Source organism: Geomonas sp. Red32 (assembly GCF_023652955.1).
Taxonomy (GTDB): Bacteria; Desulfobacterota; Desulfuromonadia; order Geobacterales; family Geobacteraceae; genus Geomonas.
This window is the reverse complement of the sequence record NZ_JAKLOY010000009.1, coordinates 137,735-160,326: the sequence shown is the minus strand read 5'-3', so window position 1 is coordinate 160,326 and position 22,592 is coordinate 137,735. Positions and strand designations below refer to the sequence as shown.

Here is a 22,592-nt window from a genome sequence, read left to right as displayed (position 1 = left end):
TAGCACGCCGGCAGCTCAGGCGTCGAGGATGCTGCGGACCTTGGTGGCCAGATCCGGAAGCGAGAACGGTTTCTGGATGAAATGCACCCCCGGCTCCAAAACCCCATGATTACCGATGATGTCTTCGGTGTACCCCGACATGAAAAGGCAGCGGACCTCGGGGCAGACCGCATTCACCGCATCGCACAACTCCCTCCCGTTTACCTCCGGCATCACCACGTCCGTTATCAGCAGCCGGATCCGCTGGGAGTTCTGGCTCGCCAGCATCATGGCCTGGTCGAAGTTCCCCGCCGACAGGACGAGGTATCCCTGCATCTCGAGGGTCTTGCCGACCACGCTCAGAATGGCGGCATCGTCTTCCACCAGCAGCACCGTCTCCTTGCCGAAGGGAGCCTCCTTGACCGCGGTATCGTCCCCATCGGCAGCGAGCCCGCCGCAATACCTCGGGAAGTAGAGGGAAAAGGTGCTTCCCAGCCCCGGTTCGCTGTAGACGTTGATGAACCCGCCGTTTTGCTTGACGATGCCGAACACGGTGGCGAGCCCCAGACCGGTTCCCGTCCCCTGGGCCTTGGTGGTGAAAAACGGTTCGAAGATGCGGGCCTGGACCTCCCTCCGCATCCCGCAGCCGTTGTCGCTCACCGCGATCCGGACGTAGTCGCCGGCCATGGCGTCGAGGTGGCTGACACAGTAACTGCCGTCTATGGACCTGTTGTCCACCTGTATGGTGACGCGCCCGTTCTCCACGATGGAATCGCGGGCGTTCACGCAGAGATTGGCCAGGAGCTGATCGACCTGGGAGGGGTCCAGCTTGACCGGCCACAGATCCCCATTCGATTGCCAATCCAGCCTGATATTCTCCCCGATCAGCCGGGTGAGCATCTTGAGCATCCCGCTGATGACCAGGTTGAGATCCAGCGCCCTCGGAGTGATCACCTGCTTGCGTGCGAAGGCCAGCAGCTGCCGGGTCAGGTCCGCCGACTGCTCGGCAGCCATCCGGATCTCCTGGAGCATGGCCTGCAACCTGACAGGATCCCCTTCCATTTCGGCAAGATAGGTACAGCCGAGGATGACGCTCAGCTTGTTGTTGAAGTCGTGGGCGATCCCGCCGGCCAGGCTGCCGATCGATTCCATCTTTTGTGCCTGGTAGAGCTGGGACTCGAGCTCCCTTTTCTCGGCCGCCGCCTCCATGCGCGAGGAGATGTCCGCAAAAGAGACCACCGCCCCCGTGACCTCTTCGTGCTCTATGAGGGCATAGGCCGAGTACTCGACGGGGAAGGAGGAGCCGTCGCTACGCCAGAAGACCTCGTCGTCCATGCGGCACCCCTCCCGGGGGAAGTTCCTCTGGAACACCGGGCACTCCTCCTCGGGGTAGGGTGTGCCGTCGCTTCGCTGATGGTGAATGAGAACGTGCATGTTCTTGCCGAGGCAGTCATCCAGCCGGTGTCCGAGCATGTCCAGAGCGGAGTTGTTGATGAAGATGCAGTTGCCGGCCCGGTCGATGCCGTATATCCCCTGGTCGGTACTCTGCAAGAGGCTCAGGACCAGGTCCTTGCTTTTCCGCAACTCTTCCTCGGCCTGTTTGCGCAGCATCGCCTCGCCGATGTTCTCGGCGATGTCTTCCAGGATGTGGATCCTTTCGACCGAGAACCGGTCCTTGCGGCGATCGTTTAACTGCAGCAGGCCGACGACCACCCCCTTGGCCTTGATGGGGATGAGGGCGACCGAGGCGTATCCCTGGTGGATGCATTCGTTCCGGGGATTGTCCCTGGGGTCCTCGTCCGCAGGTACGTCGAGAAAGGGAAACGAGTCGTTGGTCCAAGAGCTCCCGCGCTCGGTGAAGAGTGGGTGGGAAGGATCGATCTTTCCGGAGATGACGAGGCCGCAGGTACACTCCAGACAGATGTTCCCGTCGCAGTCGCGGCAGATCCCCCCCTCGCGGGTTCTGGCCAGGACGGAGTTCTCCTTCCGCACGAATTCGGGGGCGAACCCCTCCTGGTAGAAGTACGGATAGTCGTCTTCGCATTGCAACCGGATGCCGACCGCGTCGACACCGGTGGCCGATTTCACCAGCCGTATCGCCTGCTGGATGGCAGCTTCCTTACTCTCCATGTCGTTCAGGGCCAGGAGGATATCCTGCCCCATGCGCCGGTACGCCTCCGCCTGCTTGCGTGCGCTGATGTCCCTGGCTATTTTGGACGCCCCGATGATGGCGCCCGAGGCATCCCGGATGGGGGAGATGGAGACCGATACCGCGACCATCTCGCCGTCTTTTCTTCTCCGGTAGGTCTCGAAGTGCTCGATGATTTCGCCGCCGCTGATCTTGGCGAGAATTTGCCGCTCCTCGTCCCAGCGCTCCGGCGGAATGAGCACCGCCATCGACTGCCCGAGCATCTCGCGCTCGGAATAGCCGAAGAGCCTCTCCGCGGCGGGGTTCCAGCTGGTGATGATCCCGTCGATGGTCTTGCTTATGATGGCGTCGTTGGAGGACTCCACGATGGCCAGGATCTGCCCTTGAAGCTTCCCGGTCCGCAGCCGCTCGCGCTCCGCCTCGGCCAGTTTCGACTGCGTTTCCGCCAAGGATTTCATCACGCTGGGTCCCGGAGAGCGATCGACCGGAATCGCCGAGGAAAAATCGCTCTGCCCCATCCGGGCGATATGGAAGGAGACCTCGTCCGGCGTCCCCCCCAGCGTTTCGTACACCGCCCGGTACGTGCGCCACAACATGAAGAGCAGTCCACCGGTCGCGCAGATGAACAGGTAACGAAGAAACCGCGCCCAGTTCCCGGCCTTGGTGATGGCGCTCGCCGTCCGCCTATCGACCATGGCGTAAAAGTCGTCGATAGGCTTCATGATGCGGGCCTTGTCTTGATGATAACGCCGGTCATGCAGCATCAGGCGGGCGGCGGCACGCTCCGCGTCCCCGCGAGGGCCGGTCGATTCGGCCAGCCGCATCGCCTCGCGTTCCAGCGCTACCAGCCGGTCCGAATTGTTCTTGGCCTCGGTCAGTTTCGCCATCTCGGCGGCCGAAAAGCCATTTTTGCGCATCAGTTCCAGCAGCGGAATCGACAGCGAAGAATTCGGGCGGGGCGCCTTCCCGTCACCGGCCACGAGGTCCCAGTAGATTCTGTTGTAAGCCTCCGGACGCGGCTTTAAGCCGTTGCGGATGTCGATGACGTCCCGGTAGGCCCGTTTGTATTGCGGGTCGAGGGTCAGGACGTAGGTGCGGGCGAACCGGGTGAGATCATCCGAAGTCTGACGCAGTTCGTCGGCGAGGACGTAGGAGTCGTAGCGCTCGCTGTTTACGCGGTCGATCTCTTTTTGTGCATGGACGTACAGGATGAAGGCGACGATGGAGGGTATCAACAGGATCAGCGTCAACTGAAGGTTGCGGGTAAACCGCCCCATGTTTTTGAAGGTGAGCATGCCGATGGTCCTCGCTGAAACAATCAACCTGCAGTTCGGCATCGATGAGAAAATACGACTGAGAGAAGAGGCGGGATGGGAGACTCGTAAAGGGAGCCCCGCAAGACCGGATGGATCCTTTAGGAAAAAGGTAACATCAATCGACAGCGCAATCTGTCAGGAAACCTTGATATCGAAAAAAAGATTAACCGGCACGAATGATACCTGTATAACAATCGCAAGAAGCCGGGAAGGGCGATCACTTCACCTTGTCCAGCATTTTCTCCTGGTACTGCGACAGGAGGTCCAGCGAGATCGGGCGCTTGCGCATCATCTCCAGCTTCATCAGCTTGAAGTTCAGTTCCCGCACCTTTTTGGTCTTCTCGGGGGAATCCTCCATCTCCAGGACGAGCCGCCTCAGCGAAGCCACCTCTTTGGTCAGTTCCACCTCGGGGGGGACGCAGCCGGCGTTCTTGAGAATCTTATAGGCCATCCTCAACTCCTCCGGGACGGCGGACAGATCCTCCTCAACCAGAGGCTTCCCCTTCCCCGGAAGGTTGTCGAACTCCCCCCGCTCCATCGCTTCCCGGATCCTTCTTTCCGCTATGCCCGCCAGGATGTCCATATCGGGATATTCGCATGTATCCGGAAGCGGCGTCAACCTCTTCCCGCCGCCCAAGAACGGTAAAGGGGACGGGCTTCCGTTCCGGCTACAGCGCCCACGCCGGCCTCCCCCCACGCCGGCCTCCCCCCACGCCGGCCTCCCCCTCACCCCGGCCTTCCCCCGAGGCGGCCTCCCCCGGACCGGCCGGTGCCGCAATTGGTCTCCCGGTCCAGCGATTTGGCGGGCACGATGGTCACCTTTTTGACAGACGCTCCCACCGCATTAGCAAGATTTTGACTGAGGGGATTCCGGTATCCGCCCGATACCCGGCGAGGCAGCGACCCTTCCGGCAGGCACCGGCGCCGCGGGATCCCCATCTTCGACGCCGGATCAGGGGGTTAGCCCGCCGATGCCACCGGCACCCTGGCCGGCCGGTTCGACCGACGCCCGGGGAAGACCGCCTTTCCCGCGAAATGGCAGAGTACTTGCAGCAGCGCGGGAGCCGTATTATCGCCAACCATCGCCAGCAGGCTGTTTCAAGGGGGTCCCGTGGCAGGACAGAGCATGGCCCAATTCGACGAGGGGGATCTGGAAGCATCCCTCGCTAATTCCTCCGGAGAGCGGAACACTCCCCCCTCCGCCCCGGGGGCCGAGGTCTGGGCGGCCACCTTCGACGCCATTCCGGACCTGGCGGCCATCATCGGCACCGACCACGTCATCATCCAGGCCAACCAGGCACTGGCCCGGCATTGCGGCCTTCCGCGCCACGAGGTGATCGGCAAGAGGTGCTACGAGATCATCCACGGCTCCCCCTGTCCTCCCCCCAACTGTCCCCATCACGTCTCGGTCCGGCTCGGCGTCTCCCATCGCGCCCAGATCGAGGCGCCCAGTTTGGACAAGGTCTTCGAGATCACCGTTTCCCCCATCCTGGACGCCGACGGGAGCGTTTCCGCCTGTGTCCACCTTGGGCGCGACATCACCGCCCGCCGCAAGGGGGACGCTTTCCGCCAGATGGGACAGCAGATCCTGCGGGTCCTCAACGACACCGAAGGACAGCGGGCGGCCCTCGGTGCGGTGGTATCCCTGGTGAGGAAGTTGACCGCCGTCGACGCGGTCGGGATTCGGCTCCAGGACGGCGACGACTTCCCCTTCTTCCACCAGGAGGGCTTCAGCGATTCCTTCCTCGGCACCGAAATGACCCTGCTCGGCAGGGAGCCCGGCGGGGGGCCCTGCCTTGGCCCCGACGGCAAACCGTCGCTGCAGTGTACCTGCGGGACCGTGCTCTGCGGCGCGCAGGAGGGAGCCGACCTCTTCACCCCCGGCGGAAGCTTCTGGACCAACGACACCCTTCCGTTTGCCGAGCTTCCGGTGGAGAAGGATCCCCGCATCGCCCCCAGAAACGAATGCATCCACCACGGTTTCCGGTCGGTGGCGCTGATCCCGATCCGGGCCAAGGGGCGGATTGCCGGGCTGTTGCAACTTAACGACCGCCGGACCGGGCGCTTTTCGATCGAGGCCATCGAGGCCCTGGAGGACGTGGCCAAGAACATCGGGGAGGCCCTGCTGAGAAAGCAGGCCGAGGAGAAGCTGAAGGCAAGCCAGCAGTTTCTCTCGACCCTCACCGACCAGCTCCCCGGCCTGGTTGCCTACTGGAACCGGGACCTGCGCTGCACCTACGCCAACCACGCCTACGAAAGATGGTTCGGCCGGCCGCGCGACGAGGTGATGAGGCTTACCCTTCCGGAGCTTCTCGGGGAGGAGACTTTCCGCCTGCATGAGGCAAAGGCGCGGGCCGCCCTTAACGGGGAATACCAGCTCTTCGAGCGTTCGCTGAAGAAGCCGGGGGGAGAGAGCGGGCACCTCTGGGTCCATTACATTCCCGACGTGGTCGATGACCAGGTGCACGGCTTCTACGTCCTCGGCACCGACGTCACCGAGCTCAAGGAGACCGAAGAGGCGAAGGACCGCCTGGAGCTCCAGCTCCAGCAGGCGCAGAAGCTGGAATCGGTCGGACGGCTGGCAGGCGGCGTGGCCCACGACTTCAACAACATGTTGGGGGTCATCCTCGGGCATGCCGAGTTGGCCCTCATGAAGCTCGAGCACTTCGAGCCCCCCCAGGACGATCTGATCGCCATCAGAAACGCCGCCGAGCGCTCCGCCAACCTGACCCGGCAGCTTTTGGCCTTCGCCCGGAAGCAGACCATCTCGCCGCGGGTGATGAACCTCAACGACACCGTGTCCGGCATGATGAAGATGCTCCAGCGGCTGATCGGCGAGGACATCGAGCTCACCTGGCAGCCCTCCCCCGACCTCTGGCAGGTCAAGGCGGACCCGAGCCAGCTCGACCAGATCCTCGCCAACCTCTGTGTCAACTCCCGCGACGCCATCGCCGACACCGGCCGCATCACCATCGGCACCCAGAACTCGGTCATCGACGATACCTACTGCAAGATGTACCCGGACGCCATCCCCGGGAGCTACGTGCGGCTGTCGGTCAGCGACGACGGCTGCGGCATGGACCAGCAGACCAGGGAGCGTATTTTCGAGCCTTTCTACACCACCAAGGAGGTGGGGAAAGGAACCGGGCTGGGGCTCGCCACCGTGTTCGGCATCGTCAAGCAGAACCAGGGTTTCATCACCGTCTTTTCCGAGCCCGGGCACGGGACCGTCTTCTCGATCTACCTTCCGCGCTTTCAGCCGGTGGAGACCCAGGCGGTCGTTCCCAGCCACGCAACGGAAGCGGCGGGCGGGAAGGAGACCGTGCTGGTGGTGGAGGACGAGCCGACCATCCTGAAGATGACCGAGATGATGCTGGAGCACCAGGGGTACCGGGTGGTGACCGCCGGGACTCCCGAGGAAGCGGTCCGGATCGCTTCGCAGCGGCGCGACCCGATCCACCTGCTGATCACCGACGTCATCATGCCGGCCATGAACGGCAAGGACCTGGGCTCCCTGCTCCGCACCCTCTATCCCGAGCTCAAGTGCCTCTTCATGTCCGGCTATACGTCCGACGTCATTGCCCAGCACGGAGTCCTGGAGGAGAAGGTGAACTTCATCCAGAAGCCTTTCTCGCTGCAGGACCTGGCCTCCAAGGTACGGCAGGCACTCGACAGGTGACCCCGCTTTCCTCCCCTTCAAGGAAAGGGTGAGGAGGGGTTGCGGATACCAAACAACGACGGGGGCTGGAGATCGCTCGGATCTTCAGCCCCCGTTTGTTATGGGAGGAGGTGCAGCTTAGCGTGTAGCGCTAGGCGGTGGGCGCGGATTTGCTCTTGGTGAGCTCGTGATAGGGGGTAAGGGTGGCCCGGGAGGCGAGTCCCCGTTCCCGGAAGATGCGGCTCATCTCGTCGCCGCTGCTTTTGAAGATCTCCATCGGGGAATGCTCTTCCCCTGCGGGGTGGCGGGGATGGCGGATCACCTGCCCCCCGAGCACGCAGACCACGTCCTTTTCCTGGACTACCAAAACCTCCCGCCCCCCGGTGGCCGGCTGAAGCTGAAGCCGGGCCGCCTCCTCGGGCGCATCGAAGACCGGGAAGAGCACCCGGAAGGTCGAGCCTACCCCTTCCCGGCTCTCCACCGCGAGGAGGCCGCGATGACTCCTCACGATGCCGGCCACGGAGGCGAGCCCCAGGCCGCGTTTGGATTTCTTGGTGCTGAAGAACGGCTCGAAGAGGCGGCGGGTCGTTTCCGGGGACATCCCGGGACCGGAATCCGAAACCTCGACGAAGACGAAACGCCCCGGCGACGTCACCGGCGGGGCCACCGCGTGGCGGCGAAGCTCGTCCTGGTCGCAGTAGGTGACGCCGGTCCTCACCGTGATGCGGCCGGGACCGTCACCGACGGCGTCGGTGGCGTTGGCGAGCAGGGACCTGATCACCTGCAGAGCCTGGGCAGGATCGGCGTTTACGGCGGGCATGCTCCCTCCCTGCCGCACCTGGACCTCGATCCCCCCGGTGCCGCGCGAAGCGAGCGAATCGGTGTAACCAGCCACCAGTTCGTTGAGGTCCACGGCACATCCCTGGAAGGCACCCTTTCCGGTGAAGGCCCGAAGTTCCTGGATCAGGGCTCCCACCTGGCGCCCGGCGGTTACCGCACGCTCGAGGTAGGCGGCGACCTTATGCTCGCCGTCGGGGAGCTGGAAGAGGGCCAGGTCGAGATTGCCCAGCACTGCGGTCATCAGGTTGTTGAAGTCGTGGGCAACGGCGGCGGCGAGGCGTCCCACCACCTCCAGCTTCTCGTCCTTCAGCCGGGCGCGTTCCTCCTCGATACGCCGCTCCTCGCGGCGAAGCTCATCCCGCTTCCGGTCGAGCTCGCCGTCCAGCAGGGAGAGCTGGTGCAGAAGCCCGTTGACCTTGGCGACCAAGTGGGCGTCGCCTGCCTGCTTCCCGACAATCTCCTCCGCCTGGCTCCAAAGCTCGGCGTAGGCTGCCACCTCTACCATACCCCATCCTCCTTTTGCGGTTCCTCGACCGGTGCTTACCCGGCCAGGATCCCAACCAGAGCAAGTTCTGCAGAATGTATACCAGACACCTATCGGATGAAGTTGCCACCCCCTTTAGCGCATTTTGAAAGAATAATGTGTTTTCTCTGAACCTTCGTTCCGCCGGTATCGCAACCGCCCGAGCGTTGACAGTCAGGGCTTTTACCCTAAACTCCTTACAGGGCTTTTTTTGAGGCCAGGGGACTTCACCGAACTGACTGAAGGAGGATCTGAATGGGATCTAAAGGGCGTGAAATAATTGGAATGGATGTCAATGAGCTTCTGGAGCTCTTGAGAAAAGCTTTCTGCGACGAGTGGCTTGCCTATTACCAGTATTGGCTGGGTGCCAAGCTGGTGAAGGGTCCGATGAAGGACGCGGTGGGGGCGGAACTGCTCCAGCACGCCACCGAGGAACTAGCTCACGCCGACATGGTGGCGCTGCGCATCATCCAGCTGGGCGGCACCCCGGTGACCAAGCCCGAGGAGTGGTACCACCACACGAACTGCGGCTACGAGGCTCCCGACGATCCCTTCGTGAAGGTCCTCCTGGAGCAGAACATCAAGGGAGAGCAGTGCGCCATCGGGGTTTACAAGCGCCTTTTGGACATCACCCGGGAGAAGGACCCGATCACCTACAACATGGTGCTCACCATCCTCCAGCAGGAGATCGAGCACGAGGAGGATCTCCAGGCACTGCTGGAGGATTACGACCTGCTGGTGCGGGCCATGAAAGAATAAGGTCAACCGCCCGTTCGAAGAACAAGGCCCTCGGTCCACCGGGGGCCTTTTCTTTTGCCTGCTCCTCACCCCGTACAGCAAGGCTGTTACTGCAAAGAGAAAATCTTCCTGAATCCCGCCTTTTAATGGGGACATTCCAAAGGAATCTCATTGTTGGCCGGGCTCATTTCAACTTGAAGAGATCGGAAGAAGCTGTTAAAGAATGAGTCGGATGCACCGATGAGTGTATTTACATCGCCCTCGAAAAAGAATAACCTCAGAACCCGGAACGGTAAGTACAGATACCGCGGTTCCGGTTGTTGCCGGACGATGCCCTTCGCACACAAATCGCCAACCCAATTAGAGGTGCCCTAAGGGAAGATGAGCGAATCTTCCCCGGGCGCCCGCTCGGCCCGATTCTCCCGCAAGGGGACCTTTTTTCACCGGAAAGGAGGACAACAGAGGATGTTACAGGGCGAAACGCCAAGACTCCCGGTACGCGTCCTCTGCGTCGACGACGAACCGGCCCACCTGGAGCTGCTGAAGCGCCTGTTGAAGCCGATGGTGAACGAGGTCGTCCCCGCCGAGAACGGCGAAGCGGGCTTCCGGGCCTACCTCCAGACATCCCCCGACATCGTCATCACCGACCTCTTCATGCCGGGGATCAATGGGCTCGCTCTTTGCCGGATGATCCGGGAAAGCGGCGCGAAGACCCAGCTGATCCTGCAGACCAGCTTCAGTTCCTCCGAGGCGCTCGCCGAGGCGATCGACGTCGGGGTCAACCAATTCCTTCCCAAACCCTTCACCCGGGCCAGCCTCTACCGCGCCCTCGCCCGCTGCCATGAAACCGTCGACCTGGAGCGCCGCCTGAGCGAAGAGCATCGCCGGGCCCAGATCCTGGCGTCGGCGCTGGAACAGAGCAAGACCGGCGTGATCATCCTCGGCCCCGATGGCGTCATCGAGTGCGCGAACCTCGCCTGTACCCTGGTGGCCCCCTGCCATCCCGAGGAACTGGCGGGGCGTTCGGTGAACTGCCTGCATCTCGCCCCCGACCTTCCGAGCTGGCTGAAACAGGTCGCCGGCTGCGGCTCGCCGGTCGAGGTGGAGGTTCCCTACGGCAAGCCGCTCTCGCGGCCGGGCTGGCTGCGGCTCAGGGTCTCGCGGCTGGTGGGGCGCCAGGAAAAGACCAGGCTCTGCCTGACCATCGACGACATCAGCGACCGCAAAGAGGCCGAACACCGTCTTCTCTACCAGGCTACCCACGACAGCCTCACCGGCCTCCACAACCGGAGCTATTTCGAGGAGGAGTTGCACCGGGTCGAGGTGGGGAGAATGTTTCCGGTGACCTTGATGATCGCCGACCTCGACGGGCTCAAACAGGTCAACGACGGGCAGGGGCACGAGGCGGGGGACCGGCTGATCCAGGAGGCGGCCAGGCTTCTTCGCGGCGCCTTCCGGGCCAGCGACGTGGTGGCGAGGATCGGGGGGGACGAGTTCGGGGTCATCCTGGCGGGGGCCACCGGCGAGGTGGCGGAGGGATCGCTTCGCCGCGCTATCGACCTGGCGGCGCAGATGCCGCGGGAGGGAGACGGCAGCGGCCTCAGCTTCTCCTTCGGCTGCGCCACCGCGAGGACGGCGGCGGATATCAGGGATATCTTCCGCGAGGCGGATTCCCGGATGTACAGACAGAAGACGGGGAAGCGGGGAGGAAACGAGCGCCAGCCGGAACTAGGGCAGCCGGCGCTTTACCCCTCCTCGTAGGCCCGGCCGTCGCGCATCTCGATGCGGCGGCCGGCCAGCCCGGCCAGGGTGGGGTTGTGGGTGACCATCACGATGGTGAGCCCGGAGGTCCGGTTCAGATCGGTCAAGACCTCGCCGATCTCACCGGACCGTTTGCTGTCGAGATTGCCGGTCGGCTCGTCGGCCATCAGGATCTCCGGACGGTTGACCAGCGCCCGGGCGATGGCCACCCGCTGCATCTCGCCACCGGAGATCTGGCGGGGAAGATGGTTCGCCCGGTGCTCGATCCCCAAAAGCTTCAGCAGCCGGTCGACCTCCCCCTCGGCACCCGGCTTTTTGTAGAAGGCCAGCGGCAGTTCGATGTTCTCCCGCACGGTCAGGGTCGGGATCAGGTAGAAGTTCTGGAACACGTATCCGAAAAGCTCCCGCCGCACCAGGGTGAGTGCCTTTTCCGACAGCGGTTTGCCATGCCCGAAGATCATCCTCCCGCAGAGATGAAGCTCGCCGCTGGTGGGATTGTCCAGACAGCCCAAGAGATTCACCAGGGTGGTCTTCCCGGAGCCGGAGGGCCCCATGAAGGAGACGAACTCCCCCCGCCGGATGGCGATCTCCACCCCGTCCAGGGCCGGAATCTCCTCGCTCCCCCGCCGGTAGGTCCTGCCTAGTCCCCGCGCCTCCAGTACCTTCTCAGCCTCGCCCATCATTCGCTCCTGATCGATTCCAGCGGCCTGACACTCCCGGCCCGCCAGGCGGGGTAGAGCCCGCTCAAAAGCCCGACCACCAGGATGATGGCCAGGGTCAAAAGGGAAAGCCTGGCATCGATGGTCACCAGCGCTCCCCCCGGCGCATAGGGGAGGAGCCGCCGCACGAGCACGCCGGTCAGGTTGGCGAAGACCACCGCCTGCACGATGCCGAGCATGCCGCCTCCCAGGCAGAGGATCAGGGTCTCGCACCAGACCAGCCGGAAGATGTCCCCCGGCATGGCCCCCATGGTCTTCAGGATCCCGATCTCCTGCTTGCGCTCGTACACGGACATGAGCACGGTGTTGATCACCCCGACCATGGCGATCAGGAGGGCGATCACAGCGATGGAGAGGACCATCACCCGCGCGGTCCCGATCAGCTTCATGATGGTCTGCTTGACCTGGGCGAAGCTCACCACCTGCACGTCGGGGAGCTGGTAGAGATCGTTCTCGAGCTTGGCCAGGTCGGCGTCCTTCTTCCCCTTGATGCCGACGGTGGTGATTTTGTCGGTCTGGGAGATCTTCTGCAGGGTCTTCAGCGGAACGAAGATGGTGCCGTCGTCCTGGGTGCCGGTCCGCTCCAGGATTCCCGCCACCTTGAGGGGGACGTTCTTCTCCGGGACCATGATCTGATCCCCCACCTCGCGCTGCTCCAGTTCGGCGGCCTCATACCCCATGACCACCTCGTCACCCGCGGGATCCTTGAACCACCCCCCCTTCTTGAACTTGAGAAACGGCTTCATGGCCGGGAAGCTCGCGGGATCGACCCCGAAGTAGCCGGCAATCCCTCCGTTTTCCCCCTTGTTGGGGTCGAAGAAGGCCTGCATCAGGATCGGGGTGACCGCCTGCACCTCGGGGCGTTTGGCGATGTCGTGCATCACCTTTTCGTCCATGTAGCGGATCCCCTTCCCCCCCTGCAGCATCAGGGTGGCCGACTCGTAGGGGCACCCCTTGGCCATCACCATGAGCTGGTATCCCATGTTGTCGATGTCGCGGTTCAAGGCGGTCTCGTACCCCTGGTTGAAGCCGAAGAGGCTCACCAGCACCCAGGAGGAGAGCATGATCCCCGCCAGGGTCAGCACGGTGCGGATCCTCTTCCTCAGAAGGTTACGGTAGGCTATCCCGAAAGGAGTGATCACTTACCTACCCCCTTGCCGGTGTATCCGAGCTCGTCCATGAGCACCAGGTTCTTCTTGAGCCCCCGCAGCACGCCGTAAAAGTCGGTGTCCCCCTGGGCGGGATTCTTAAGCTCGGCCAGCCTTCCGTGCCCCTTCCCGGTGGCCGGATCGAAGCTGCCGAAGTCCTTGAGCGACACCCCGGCGAACTTCTTCGCGAAGCCCGCCTCCCTGAGCTTCCCTGCCGAGGGTCCGGAGATCTTCTGGATGTAGAAGGTCTTGATCTTCCCCGAGAGGTCGAGGGCGACGAAGACCTGGATCCCGCCGAACTGCCCCTTCTGGTTGACGCCGTGCACGAAGCCCACCTTCTTCGCCCCCTGGTAGACCTCGTAGATGGTGAAGGGGAGATCGACCGGAGCGTAGAGGGAGAGATACTTCTCCCCCAGCCGCGCCTCGATCTTTTTCAGCAGGGGAGCTCCCCCCGCCTTGTAGATGCTCGTGTAGACGGTCTTGTAGCTGGTGGCGCCGGGGTAGAGCCGGTAGACGTCGCGGTCGGGGTCGTTGAGATCGCACCCGACGGCGGCCAGCAGGGTCCGGGGAGCCAACGCCATCAGCACGAGGGCAACCAGCACGAGGAGACGGAAGTTAGTTCGCATGCTCATTGCTCCCACCCGCTCTTTTTGACCAGCCGCGGGTTGTCACCCTTCTCCAGCTGGACGATGTAGCAGCCGCGGGCACCGTAGCGCTGGGTGGGGCCGAAGCCGACCCGTCCGTAGAGGGGGAAGGTCTGCTCCATCATGGCCCCCACCACGTCGAGGAAGGCGTCGCGGTAGAAGTTGTCGTTGAGATCGATCAGCGCCTGCGTCATCAGCTCGGCGAGGGCACGGCTGAGGGCGGCGGAGCTCTCCACGCCTCCCTGCAACGGGAGCTGGGAGCGAAGCAGGGTCTGCCGGGCGTCGCCGGTGAAGGTCACCGGGGCCATCACCCCCCGCTTCGGCTGGTACGGGGAGAAGGAGAACGGATAGGTCAAAAGGGTCGTCTCCCTCGCCCCCTCCGGAATCTTCCAGGTAGCCTCCCCCAACAGGCGGGAGGAGAGGACCACCAGCTCGGGCCGCTTCCGCGCCCCGGCAAGCTGTTCCAGCGCAGGGAGCGCCTCCGGCCCGGCCCAGACCAAAAGGACCGCCGAGCGGTCCGCCCCGGCGATCTTCTCCAGCAGTTCCCGGGTGACCGGCGCCTTCTCGGCCAGCGGGACGGTCACCAGCGGCCGTTTCCCCGCCGCCCAGTTCTGCTGGAAACCGGCAGCGAGCGCCCTACCCTCAGGACTTTGCCGGACCAGCTGGATCACCTTCTTGGAGGCCAGCTCCTCGCGGCCCAAGAGGTAACGGGCGGCGCTCTCCCCCTCCTGGTAGTACCCCTTGGAGGGATAGAGGGTGTACCAGTCGGTTTCCGAGATCACCGGGAGGTCGGTGACCGGGAGCAGGCAGGGGAGCGCCTGTTCCTCGCAGAAGCGGTGGATCGGCTGCCAGTCGCGGTGGCTGATCCCCCCCACCAGCGCGAAGACCGGCTCCTTGCGGTAGTACTCGTCCAACTGGGCGTGCCAGGTGGCCGGATCCCCCTTGAGGGTCCAGACCGAAAGGGAGAGCTTGGTGACCGACATCTCCCGGTTGGCGAGCATGTTTTCCGCCATCAGCCGGGACTTGGCGGCGTTACGGCCGGCGAAGGCCCGGGATTGGCTGTTCTTGAGCTTCACGTACTGGGTGATGGGCCCGAGGAAGGCCGCCCGCTCGTTGTCCGGGACGTCGTCCGTGATCACGGTGGCGAACTTCAGGGTATTATCGGCGAAGCCGGGGGAGTGGCGGGAGGAGAGGTATTTCAGGTACCCCACCAGCAGCACGGCGTCCCGGTCGCTCAGGGGGTAGCGCGGCATGGTGTCGCTCAAGGTCCTGCCTGCGGGATCCACCCCGGTCCTGATGGCGGCGATCAGCGAGGCGTCGGTGTAAGGCGGGCGCAGGGTGGAGATCGGGAAGCCCGCCTTGAAGAGGACGTCACGCTTTTTGAAGAGCTTTTCGCCGGTGATGGGAGGGGTGAAGACGTTCTCCTCGTAGGAGCCGACACCGCTTCGCAGGTGGCAGCTCACGCAGGCGAAGGAAGTCCCGGGAAGGGAGCTGTCCCCCTTGACCTGGGCGCGGAGCGGCTGGCCGGAGGGGAGGACTCCGCTGCGGTAGATCTTCTCCCCCTGCCGGAGGGCGTCCGGCGAGCCTGGCGGGGCGGTGTCCGCAGCCGAGGCGAGGAGCGGGACGAGCAGAGTGACGAGAGCGAGGAGAGCAGACAGCGTGCCGCCTATTCTCCCTTTTATGGTTTGGTAAGGCATAGGAATCCTTTACACATACCCCCCCTCCCCGTTGAGGGAGGGGGGCAGCGGTGGGTGAGGGGATTGACGCGGCTACAGGTCGAAGAGGTACGAGCCCCGCAGGACGGTCTTGCCGTTCTTGCCGAAGGTGAGACGGATCTCCCAGTCGCCCGGCATCGGGAGCCGGACCGGGAGGAGGTAGACCCCTTTGTTGGAAAGGACGAAGGGCTGGTCGCCGCTCGCGTGGGCGCCCCGCATGGAGGGCATGTCGGCGTCCCCCTTCACGGTGAACGAGGTGTCGTGCTTACCGTCCAGGGTGAAGATCTCCACCCGCATGATCGAGGTGCCGATCTTGGGCGCGGCGGCAAACCCGTAGGTGAATACGTGGCTCGCGTCCAGGGGGATCCTGGTCCCCGGCTTGGGGAGCTGCTTGTAGGCCTGCGGCGGGGCGGCGGCAGTGGCGTGGCTGGGAGTGAGGGTGCCGGCGGTCAGCACAAGGGCCAGGACGGCGAGGATCAGGGTGCGCATGTTCGGTCTCCTGTCGAGCGGCTAGTCGCCGTGCGGGGCGTGGTGGTGCCCCTTCATGTGATCGAATTCCTTCATGGTGGCGGAGTCGTCTTCTATCTCGGCGCGGGCGGCCCGGCTGGCCGCGGCAAAATCGGTGACGGTCCCGCCGTTCTCCTTGACGAACCGCTCGGCCTCCCCTTTCTCCGCAAAGGCCCATTTGGCGGTGCCGGTCATCACCCCCCGCTTGCTCCCGCCGATCACCCATACCGCGCTCTCGGCCGGGATCAGCTGCTTGCCGTAGTAATCGGCCACCTTGAGCGCCGCCTTCCCCTTCCCGGCGTCCTTGGCCAGGGCCGTGGTGGCACAGTGGAGGCTGCAGGTGGCAACGGTGGTGCCGTCGGCATACTCGATCACCATCCGGCTATGGCTGAACGCCTTGCGGCTCATGCCGCACTCGGCACAGGAGGGTGCCTTGGCGAGATCGTCAGGGGGAGCAGGGAGCGCCGGAACGGCGAGACACAGTATCAGGCCAAGGATCAACAGGGTAAGACGCATAGGTTCCCTCCGATAAAATTGAAGACGTTGTCAGTGCATATCGTAACCATCTGATGATACTGGCAAATGATACTATCCCACCCGCATTCCGGCAAGCCGGGGAGCCCTTATTGTTTGCCAATTAAAACAGCCGTGAGTATCGGCTCCCCACCCTCTTACAGCAGGGAACGCGAAAAAACCGCTGAGAGACAGCGCCGCTGCCCTATTAAGAGATAGGGATTTTAGAAGTTAACTATCATGACCGCGGGCCGATACATAGGTTAACGCAATTTTATTCGCTGTTACTTGCCGTCCCCCCGGGTTCAAGGGAGCCCCCCCTGGTGACCAGGGAAGAGAGGCTGCTTCGGCCAGGCTCTTTCTACCCTCACCTATTTTGCGGCCGCAGGCTCACCACCCGGCCGCCCCTCCCGTACCCCAGCCGGGCGGCCTCTATCTCGCGGGAGGAATCATGAAATTCTGGATGGATCTCAACGTTAAAACCAAGGCGATGGTGCTGGTGGCGGTCGCCGTGCTGACGCTGGCGGGGATGGCAGGCGCCGCCCTGTTCGCCATGGGCGGCATGGCGGACAACGAGAAGGAGATGAACGCCTCGGTCGGCCAGATCGCCCTGCTCAACGACCTCAAGTACGACCTGGCAATGATCAGGCTCGACCTGGTCTACATGATGACCCTCGAAGACCGCAAGCTCCTGGCGGATAAGGCCGAGGACATCGCCACCCGCAAGGCCTCCATCGAGAAGGGGGTCGCCGCCTTCCGCAAGGAGCCGATCGACCGGGAGGAGAAGGGGCTCATCGAGGAGTTCAACCAGGGATGCCTCGCCTACCTCGAGCAGGGGGTCAAGCTGCAACAGATGGCGGAGCAGAGCGCGGGGAATCCCGAGGCACACCGGGAGACGGTGCTCTTCGCGGTCGGCTCGGTCTCCCCGCTCAGCCTGAAACCGGCTAAGGTCATTGCCGACCTGGTGGCCCACAACGTTACCGCGGCCACTGCCGCCCACCAGGAGGACCTGGCCGGCTACCGGAGATCCCTCATCGCCATGGTTTCCATCGCCGCCGGGGCCGCTCTCTTCATGGCCTTGATCGGCCTCATGATCGCCAACTCCATCAGCCGTCCTCTGCAGAAGGTCTTCGAAACACTCGCCCAGGTGGCGGGCGGGAATCTCGCCGCCCGCTCGGACATCGCGACCCGCGACGAGATGGGGATGCTGGCGGCCGAGGTGAACCTGATGGCGCAGCGGCTCATGGAGACCATGCAGCAGGTCTCCCGCAGCAGCGAGGAGCTCGCCTCGGCGGCCACCCAGCTGGAAGGCACGGCGGAGGAGATCGCCAAAGGCGCCGAGGACGTCGCTTCGCAGGTGGAGACCCTCTCCACCGCCAGCGAGGAGATGTCCGCCACCTCCGGGGACATCGCCCAGAACTGCCACCGGGCGGCCGACGGCAGCGACATCGCCATGGAGCGCGCGCGGACGGGGTCCGAGGTGGTGGCCAAGACGGTGAAGGTGATGGAAGAGATCGCCCTGCGGGTGAGGGAGTCGGCGGCCAACGTCTCCAGCCTGGGGAAAAGAAGCGACCAGATCGGCGAGATCGTGGGGACCATCGAGGATATCGCCGACCAGACCAACCTCCTCGCGCTCAATGCCGCCATCGAAGCGGCGCGGGCAGGCGAGCAGGGGCGCGGCTTCGCGGTAGTGGCCGACGAGGTGAGGGCCCTGGCCGAGCGGACCACCAGGGCGACCCGGGAGATCGGCGAGATGATCAGGAGTATCCAGGCCGAGACCCGCGACGCCGTCGAGGCGATGGAGGAGGGGGTCCAGCAGGTGGAGAGCGGCACCAGCGAGGCGGCCCGCTCCGGCGAGTCGTTGCAGGAGATCCTCAACCAAATCGGCGAGGTGACCATGCAGGTCAACCAGATCGCCACCGCCGCCGAGGAGCAGACCGCCACTACCAGCGAGATCACCAACAACCTCATGCAGATCAACCAGGTGGTGCAGCAGACGTCCCACGGCTCGCACCTCTCCGCCACCGCCGCCAGCCAGCTGGCCGGCCTGGCCGACGGCCTGCGTAACGTGGTCGGCCAGTTCAGGATGTCGTGAGGTTCGTGACCATCTACCGCTTCATGAGCTCGCCGAGCTTCTCGAACAGGCGGGCCGCGTCGAGGGGTTTCTGGAGGTAGTGGGTCCCCTCTTCCACCACCCCGCGCTTCACGATGATGTCCCTCGGGTAGCCGGACATGAAGAGCACCCGGATGGAGGGGAAGAACTCCCGCACCACCGCCGCCAGCTCGCGTCCGTTCATCCCCGGCATGACGACGTCGGTCAACAGGAGGTCCGGGGTGAGGGCCGGGTGGCGGCAGAATTCGAGGGCTTCCTCGGGGTTACGCGCCTGAACGACCCGGTAGCCGTGCTCCTCGAGGAGCTGCGAGGTGGTCAAAAGGAGCATCTCCTCGTCCTCGACCAAGAGGATGGTCCCCGGCGTCGCCTTCTCGCGGGAAGGCTGCGCCGCCTCCTCTTCCTCCCCCCCGCCCGCCCGCGGCAGGTAGACGCGGAAGGCGGTCCCCACCCCTTTCTCGCTGTAGACGTGAATGAAGCCGTTGTTCTGCGAGACGATCCCGTAGACGGTGGCGAGCCCCAGCCCGGTACCCTCCCCTACCCCCTTGGTGGTATAGAACGGCTCGAAGATGTGCGAGAGGGTCTCCTGGTCCATGCCGCAGCCGGTATCGCTCACCGTGAGCTGGACATAGTCGCCGGGGCGCGCGTCGGGGCAGGCCCGGCAGTAGTCGGCGCCGATGCTGACGTTGCCGGTCTCCAGGAGGAGGGTCCCCCCGCCGGGCATGGCATCGCGGGCGTTGACGGTGAGGTTCATCAGGATCTGGTCGACCTGGGAGGGATCGATGGTCACCGTCCAGAGGCCGCCGGCTGCGTTCAGGTTGACGGAGATGTCCTCGGTCACCAGCCGCTCCAGGAGTTTCTTCGACTCCCTGGCGGCCTCGCTCAGGTTGACCGGCCTCGGGGAGATCAGTTCCTGGCGCGAGAAGGTCAATAGCTGCCTCGTGATGGCGGAAGAGCGCTCGGAGGCGCGGGCGATCAGGTCGAGGTATTCCCGGACCGGGTCCCCCGGCGCGAGGCGGTTACGGGCGAGGGCCACCCCTCCCAGGATGACGCTCAGCATGTTGTTGAAGTCGTGGGCGACCCCGCCGGCCAGCCTCCCGATCGACTCCATCTTCTGCGACTGGCGAAGCTGCTCCTCGAGGAGTTTGCGCTGGGAGATGTCGGTCATCACGCAGACCCGCGCCGGGACCTTCTCAAAGACGAGGTCGTGGGAGACCACCATCACGCTGACCGGGGAGCCGTCCTGGCGGCGGTGGCGCCACTCCTTCGCCTCCCCCGCCGCGGTCGGGGCAAGGGGGCCGTGGAGCTCGGCCTCAAAGCGCCCCCGCTCCTCCTCGGGATAGAGGGCGGTGATCTCCAGGGAGAGGGCCTCATCCTCCCGGTAACCGTAGAGGGAGAGAAACGGCTGGTTCACCGCCATGATCCGGAGATCGTCCTGCCGGTAGATCACCATCGGGGTCGGGATCTGCTCGAAGAGATGGCGGTAGCGGAGCTCGCTCGCCTTGATGTCCTCCTGGGCCCGCCGCAGCGCGGTGATGTCGCGGGCGATCCCCAAAACGCCGACCAGCCTCCCGGCGCCGTCCCGCATCGGGGTCTTGATGGTCTCCAAAAGCTCGCTATGGCCGTCGCTGGCGAAGACCACCGTTTCCTCGTTGACGCTCGGCCTTCCGGCGGCGATCGACTTCAGGTCGTTCATCCGGAAGAAGTCGGCCAGCTCGCGGGCGAGGAAATCGTAATCGGTCTTGCCGAGGATGTCGGCTTCGGAGGCGCCGAAGAACTGCTCGAAACGGGCGTTGCAGGAGAGGTATTCCCCCTTGGGGGATTTGAGCCAGACCATGTCCGGGATGGTCTGCAAGAGGGTATGCAGGCGGGCGCGCTCGTTTTTCAGGTTGCGCTCGGCGAGCTTGCTGGCGGTCACGTCGCGGGCGATGAAGTAGAGGCACTCCTCCCCCTTGACGGTGACCGGCACCAGGTACATGAGCCCGGACCGTTTCTCGCCGCCCTTGGTCCCCAGGGTGAATTCGAAGTCCCTGACCAGCCCGTCCCTGCGCACCACCGCGACGGCGCGGGCCCGCGACTCCCTATCCCACAGCCCGATCTCCAGCGAGGTCCGCCCGATCACCTCCTCGGGTTTCCACCCGGTCCACTGCTCGAAGGCGGCGTTGACCTCCAGCATCCGGCCGTCCCGCAGACTGGTGATGCCGACCATGTCGGGCATCAGCTTGAAGAAGCCTGCGTACTTCTGCTCGGAGAGCTGCAGCTCCCGCTCCGATTCCTTTCTCCTGGTGATGTCCGAGGCGATCCCCAAGTAGCCGGTGACCTCTCCCTCCTCCACCATGGGGGTCACCACCAGCTCGACCGGAAGGCAATGGCCGTCCTTGCGCCGGTACTGCCACTCGGTCCTCGGGACGTCGCTCCCGCCGGCCAGCTCGACGAAGACCTGGAACCCCTCCACCGCTCCCCCCTGCGTCTTGGCGAGCTCCCGCCCCGCCGCCCGCAGCTCCTCCTCGAGGAGAAAGAGGAGCGGGGTGGCGCGCCCGACCACTTCGTCGCTGCGGTAGCCGAGCATCCGTTCGGCGCCGCGGTTGAAAAGGGTGATGGTCCCCTCCCGGTCCACCGCGACGATGGCGACCTCGGTGGCCGCGTCCATGATCCCCTGGAGGAAGGAGTTGGCCCCCGCCAGCGACTTGCGCGCCTTCTCGAGCTCCTGCAACTGCTCCCGCAGCTCGGGATAGTAACTCTTCCTGGCCGAGTTTTCGCCGAAACCGATGATCCGGTCCCTGAGCTCGTCCCAGCCCTCGGGTGGGTCAGAGCGCCGACGCATAGAGCTCCTCGATGTCCCGTTGGGTGGGGCGGCGGGGGTTGGTGACCATGCAGGCGTCGGCCATCGCCTTGGCGGCCAGTCCCCCCAGGTGAGCGGCGGAGACCCCCTTGCCGGAGAGCGTCGCGGTGAGACCGAGGGCACCCCGCAGGGTGGCGATCGCCTCCACCAGGCGGCCGCATGCCTCGGCGTCGCCGCAGCCGGCCACGTCGGCCCCGAGGGCGGCGGCCACCTTCCGGTAACGCTCGGGAGCGGCGGGGAAGTTGAAGGCGACCACCCGCTCGAAGAGCATGGCGTTGCAGGCGCCGTGGGGGGCGTCGAGCATCCCCCCCAGGCTGTGGGCCATGGCGTGTACCGCCCCGAGGCTCGCGTTGGAAAAGGCGAATCCGGCCTGGGTGCTGGCAAACATCATGGCGTCGCGGTGGACGAGCGAGAGGGGATCGGAGAAGGCGCCCAGCAGATGGCCGCCCACCTGGCCGATGGCCTTGAGGGCGTGGAGGTCGGTGAAGGGGGAGCTTGCGTTGGAGACGAAGGCCTCCACCGCGTGGACCAGGGCATCAATACCGGTGAAGGCGGTGAGGTCGGGGGGCATGGTGACGGTCAGCGAGGGATCGACCAGCGCCACGTCGGGGACCAGCGACTTGCTGACGATGGCCATCTTGGTGTGGGCGGAGGTGTCGGTGATGATGGCGAACTGGGAGACGTCCGCGGCGGAACCGGCGGTGCTCGGGATGCAGATCAGGGGGGGCATCGGCTGCCGGATCTGGTCCACTCCGGCATAATCGAGGACGTGTCCCTCGTTGGTGCAGACGATGCCGATCCCCTTGGCGCAGTCCATCGGGCTTCCACCGCCCACCGCCACGATCCCGTCGCATCCCGTCTCGCGGTAGAGCCCGGCTCCCGCCATCACCTCGTGATCCTTCGGATTGCAGGTAACCCCGGTGAACCTGACGGTGATCACTCCGGCCCCCGCCAGCGCGGCGACCACCCGGTCCGTCCAGCCGACCGCCTCGACACCGGGATCGCTCACCACGAGGACCTTCTTCAGACTGAAGCTGTTCGCGTAGTGCCCCACCAGACGGTGGGCATCGGCGCCGTACACCAGCTCCGGAATCACGAACTTACGTACCCCCGCACTACTTGGTTCCATACCTGCCTCTGCCATAGAGATTAACAGTTCCAGATCAAGTTCGAAGCCGAATGTTCGGCTTTTAATTGTATCCAAAAATGAACGGCTCACTGAAGGAGAGCATAAAATTAGACATCACCAACAAATATGAGACACCCCATCCTCATCCAGCCCTGCCCCTTGAAGGGGAAGGGGCGCGTAGATCGCTAACCGGCATTGTTCTATGCCATTGCGAGACGCTGCCGAGCTTATCGGCTGAAACCGGAATAGCATTAATTTCCCCTCAAGTGTTTGTAACATAAGCCGATATGGTAGGCACCGG

Annotated in this window: 15 protein-coding genes; 4 read left to right on the top strand and 11 right to left on the bottom strand. The window is 64.3% G+C overall.

Annotated features, from left to right (window positions below; all coding sequences use genetic code 11):
- Positions 1-15: 15 nt before the first annotated feature.
- Entirely contained in the window at positions 16-3,423 is a 3,408-nt protein-coding gene (locus L4X63_RS20010) for a PAS domain S-box protein (RefSeq protein WP_250680429.1), read from the bottom strand.
- Between the two features lie 238 nt (positions 3,424-3,661).
- Positions 3,662-4,027: a DnaJ family domain-containing protein gene (locus L4X63_RS20005; RefSeq protein ID WP_250680428.1), complete on the bottom strand. Its 366-nt coding sequence runs from the start codon at positions 4,025-4,027 to the stop codon at positions 3,662-3,664.
- A gap of 528 nt (positions 4,028-4,555) precedes the next feature.
- Here L4X63_RS20005 and L4X63_RS20000 point away from each other — a divergent pair.
- Positions 4,556-7,123: a PAS domain-containing protein gene (locus L4X63_RS20000; protein WP_250680427.1), complete on the top strand. Its 2,568-nt coding sequence runs from the start codon at positions 4,556-4,558 to the stop codon at positions 7,121-7,123.
- Between the two features lie 130 nt (positions 7,124-7,253).
- On the opposite strand, the gene L4X63_RS19995 is transcribed toward L4X63_RS20000, so the two are convergent.
- Positions 7,254-8,447 (bottom strand): sensor histidine kinase, encoded by a 1,194-nt coding sequence (locus L4X63_RS19995; protein ID WP_250680426.1) that lies wholly within the window; start codon positions 8,445-8,447, stop codon positions 7,254-7,256.
- Positions 8,448-8,750: 303 nt separating this feature from the next.
- On the opposite strand from L4X63_RS19995, the gene L4X63_RS19990 reads away from it, so the two are divergent.
- Both L4X63_RS19990 and L4X63_RS19985 read left to right on the top strand, forming a co-directional pair.
- Positions 8,751-9,224: a ferritin-like domain-containing protein gene (locus L4X63_RS19990; RefSeq protein WP_250680425.1), complete on the top strand. Its 474-nt coding sequence runs from the start codon at positions 8,751-8,753 to the stop codon at positions 9,222-9,224.
- A 444-nt stretch (positions 9,225-9,668) separates the two neighbouring features.
- Positions 9,669-10,964, top strand: coding sequence for a GGDEF domain-containing response regulator (locus tag L4X63_RS19985; RefSeq protein ID WP_250680424.1), 1,296 nt, complete (start codon positions 9,669-9,671; stop codon positions 10,962-10,964).
- Here L4X63_RS19985 and L4X63_RS19980 read toward each other — a convergent pair.
- The 6 genes from L4X63_RS19980 to L4X63_RS19955 all read right to left on the bottom strand — a co-directional run bounded on the left by L4X63_RS19980 (position 10,949) and on the right by L4X63_RS19955 (position 16,213).
- Complete coding sequence (locus tag L4X63_RS19980) at positions 10,949-11,647, bottom strand: ABC transporter ATP-binding protein (RefSeq protein WP_250680423.1); 699 nt, start codon at positions 11,645-11,647, stop codon at positions 10,949-10,951. The genes L4X63_RS19985 and L4X63_RS19980 overlap by 16 nt on opposite strands.
- Positions 11,644-12,825, bottom strand: a complete 1,182-nt coding sequence (locus L4X63_RS19975; RefSeq protein ID WP_250680422.1) for an ABC transporter permease — start codon at positions 12,823-12,825, stop codon at positions 11,644-11,646. The genes L4X63_RS19980 and L4X63_RS19975 overlap by 4 nt, the downstream gene beginning before the upstream one ends.
- Entirely contained in the window at positions 12,822-13,457 is a 636-nt protein-coding gene (locus L4X63_RS19970; RefSeq protein ID WP_250680421.1) for a hypothetical protein, read from the bottom strand. The genes L4X63_RS19975 and L4X63_RS19970 overlap by 4 nt, the downstream gene beginning before the upstream one ends.
- Positions 13,458-13,459: 2 nt before the next feature.
- Entirely contained in the window at positions 13,460-15,172 is a 1,713-nt protein-coding gene (locus L4X63_RS19965) for an ABC transporter substrate-binding protein (protein WP_250680420.1), read from the bottom strand.
- Between the two features lie 72 nt (positions 15,173-15,244).
- Complete coding sequence (locus L4X63_RS19960; protein WP_250680419.1) at positions 15,245-15,679, bottom strand: FixH family protein; 435 nt, start codon at positions 15,677-15,679, stop codon at positions 15,245-15,247.
- Positions 15,680-15,700: 21 nt separating this feature from the next.
- Positions 15,701-16,213: a nitrous oxide reductase accessory protein NosL gene (locus L4X63_RS19955; RefSeq protein ID WP_250680418.1), complete on the bottom strand. Its 513-nt coding sequence runs from the start codon at positions 16,211-16,213 to the stop codon at positions 15,701-15,703.
- Between the two features lie 448 nt (positions 16,214-16,661).
- Here L4X63_RS19955 and L4X63_RS19950 point away from each other — a divergent pair, with 448 nt between their 5' ends.
- The gene (locus L4X63_RS19950; RefSeq protein WP_250680417.1) at positions 16,662-18,305 is read left to right on the top strand and encodes a methyl-accepting chemotaxis protein; all 1,644 of its coding nucleotides are present in this window, start codon (positions 16,662-16,664) and stop codon (positions 18,303-18,305) included.
- A gap of 13 nt (positions 18,306-18,318) precedes the next feature.
- Here the strand turns inward: L4X63_RS19950 and L4X63_RS19945 are convergent, their stop codons facing one another.
- Positions 18,319-21,144 (bottom strand): PAS domain-containing hybrid sensor histidine kinase/response regulator, encoded by a 2,826-nt coding sequence (locus tag L4X63_RS19945; RefSeq protein WP_250680416.1) that lies wholly within the window; start codon positions 21,142-21,144, stop codon positions 18,319-18,321.
- Complete coding sequence (gene ercA / locus L4X63_RS19940) at positions 21,128-22,291, bottom strand: alcohol dehydrogenase-like regulatory protein ErcA (protein ID WP_250680415.1); 1,164 nt, start codon at positions 22,289-22,291, stop codon at positions 21,128-21,130. Before ercA ends, L4X63_RS19945 begins: the two co-directional genes overlap by 17 nt.
- Between the last annotated feature and the right edge of the window lie 301 nt (positions 22,292-22,592).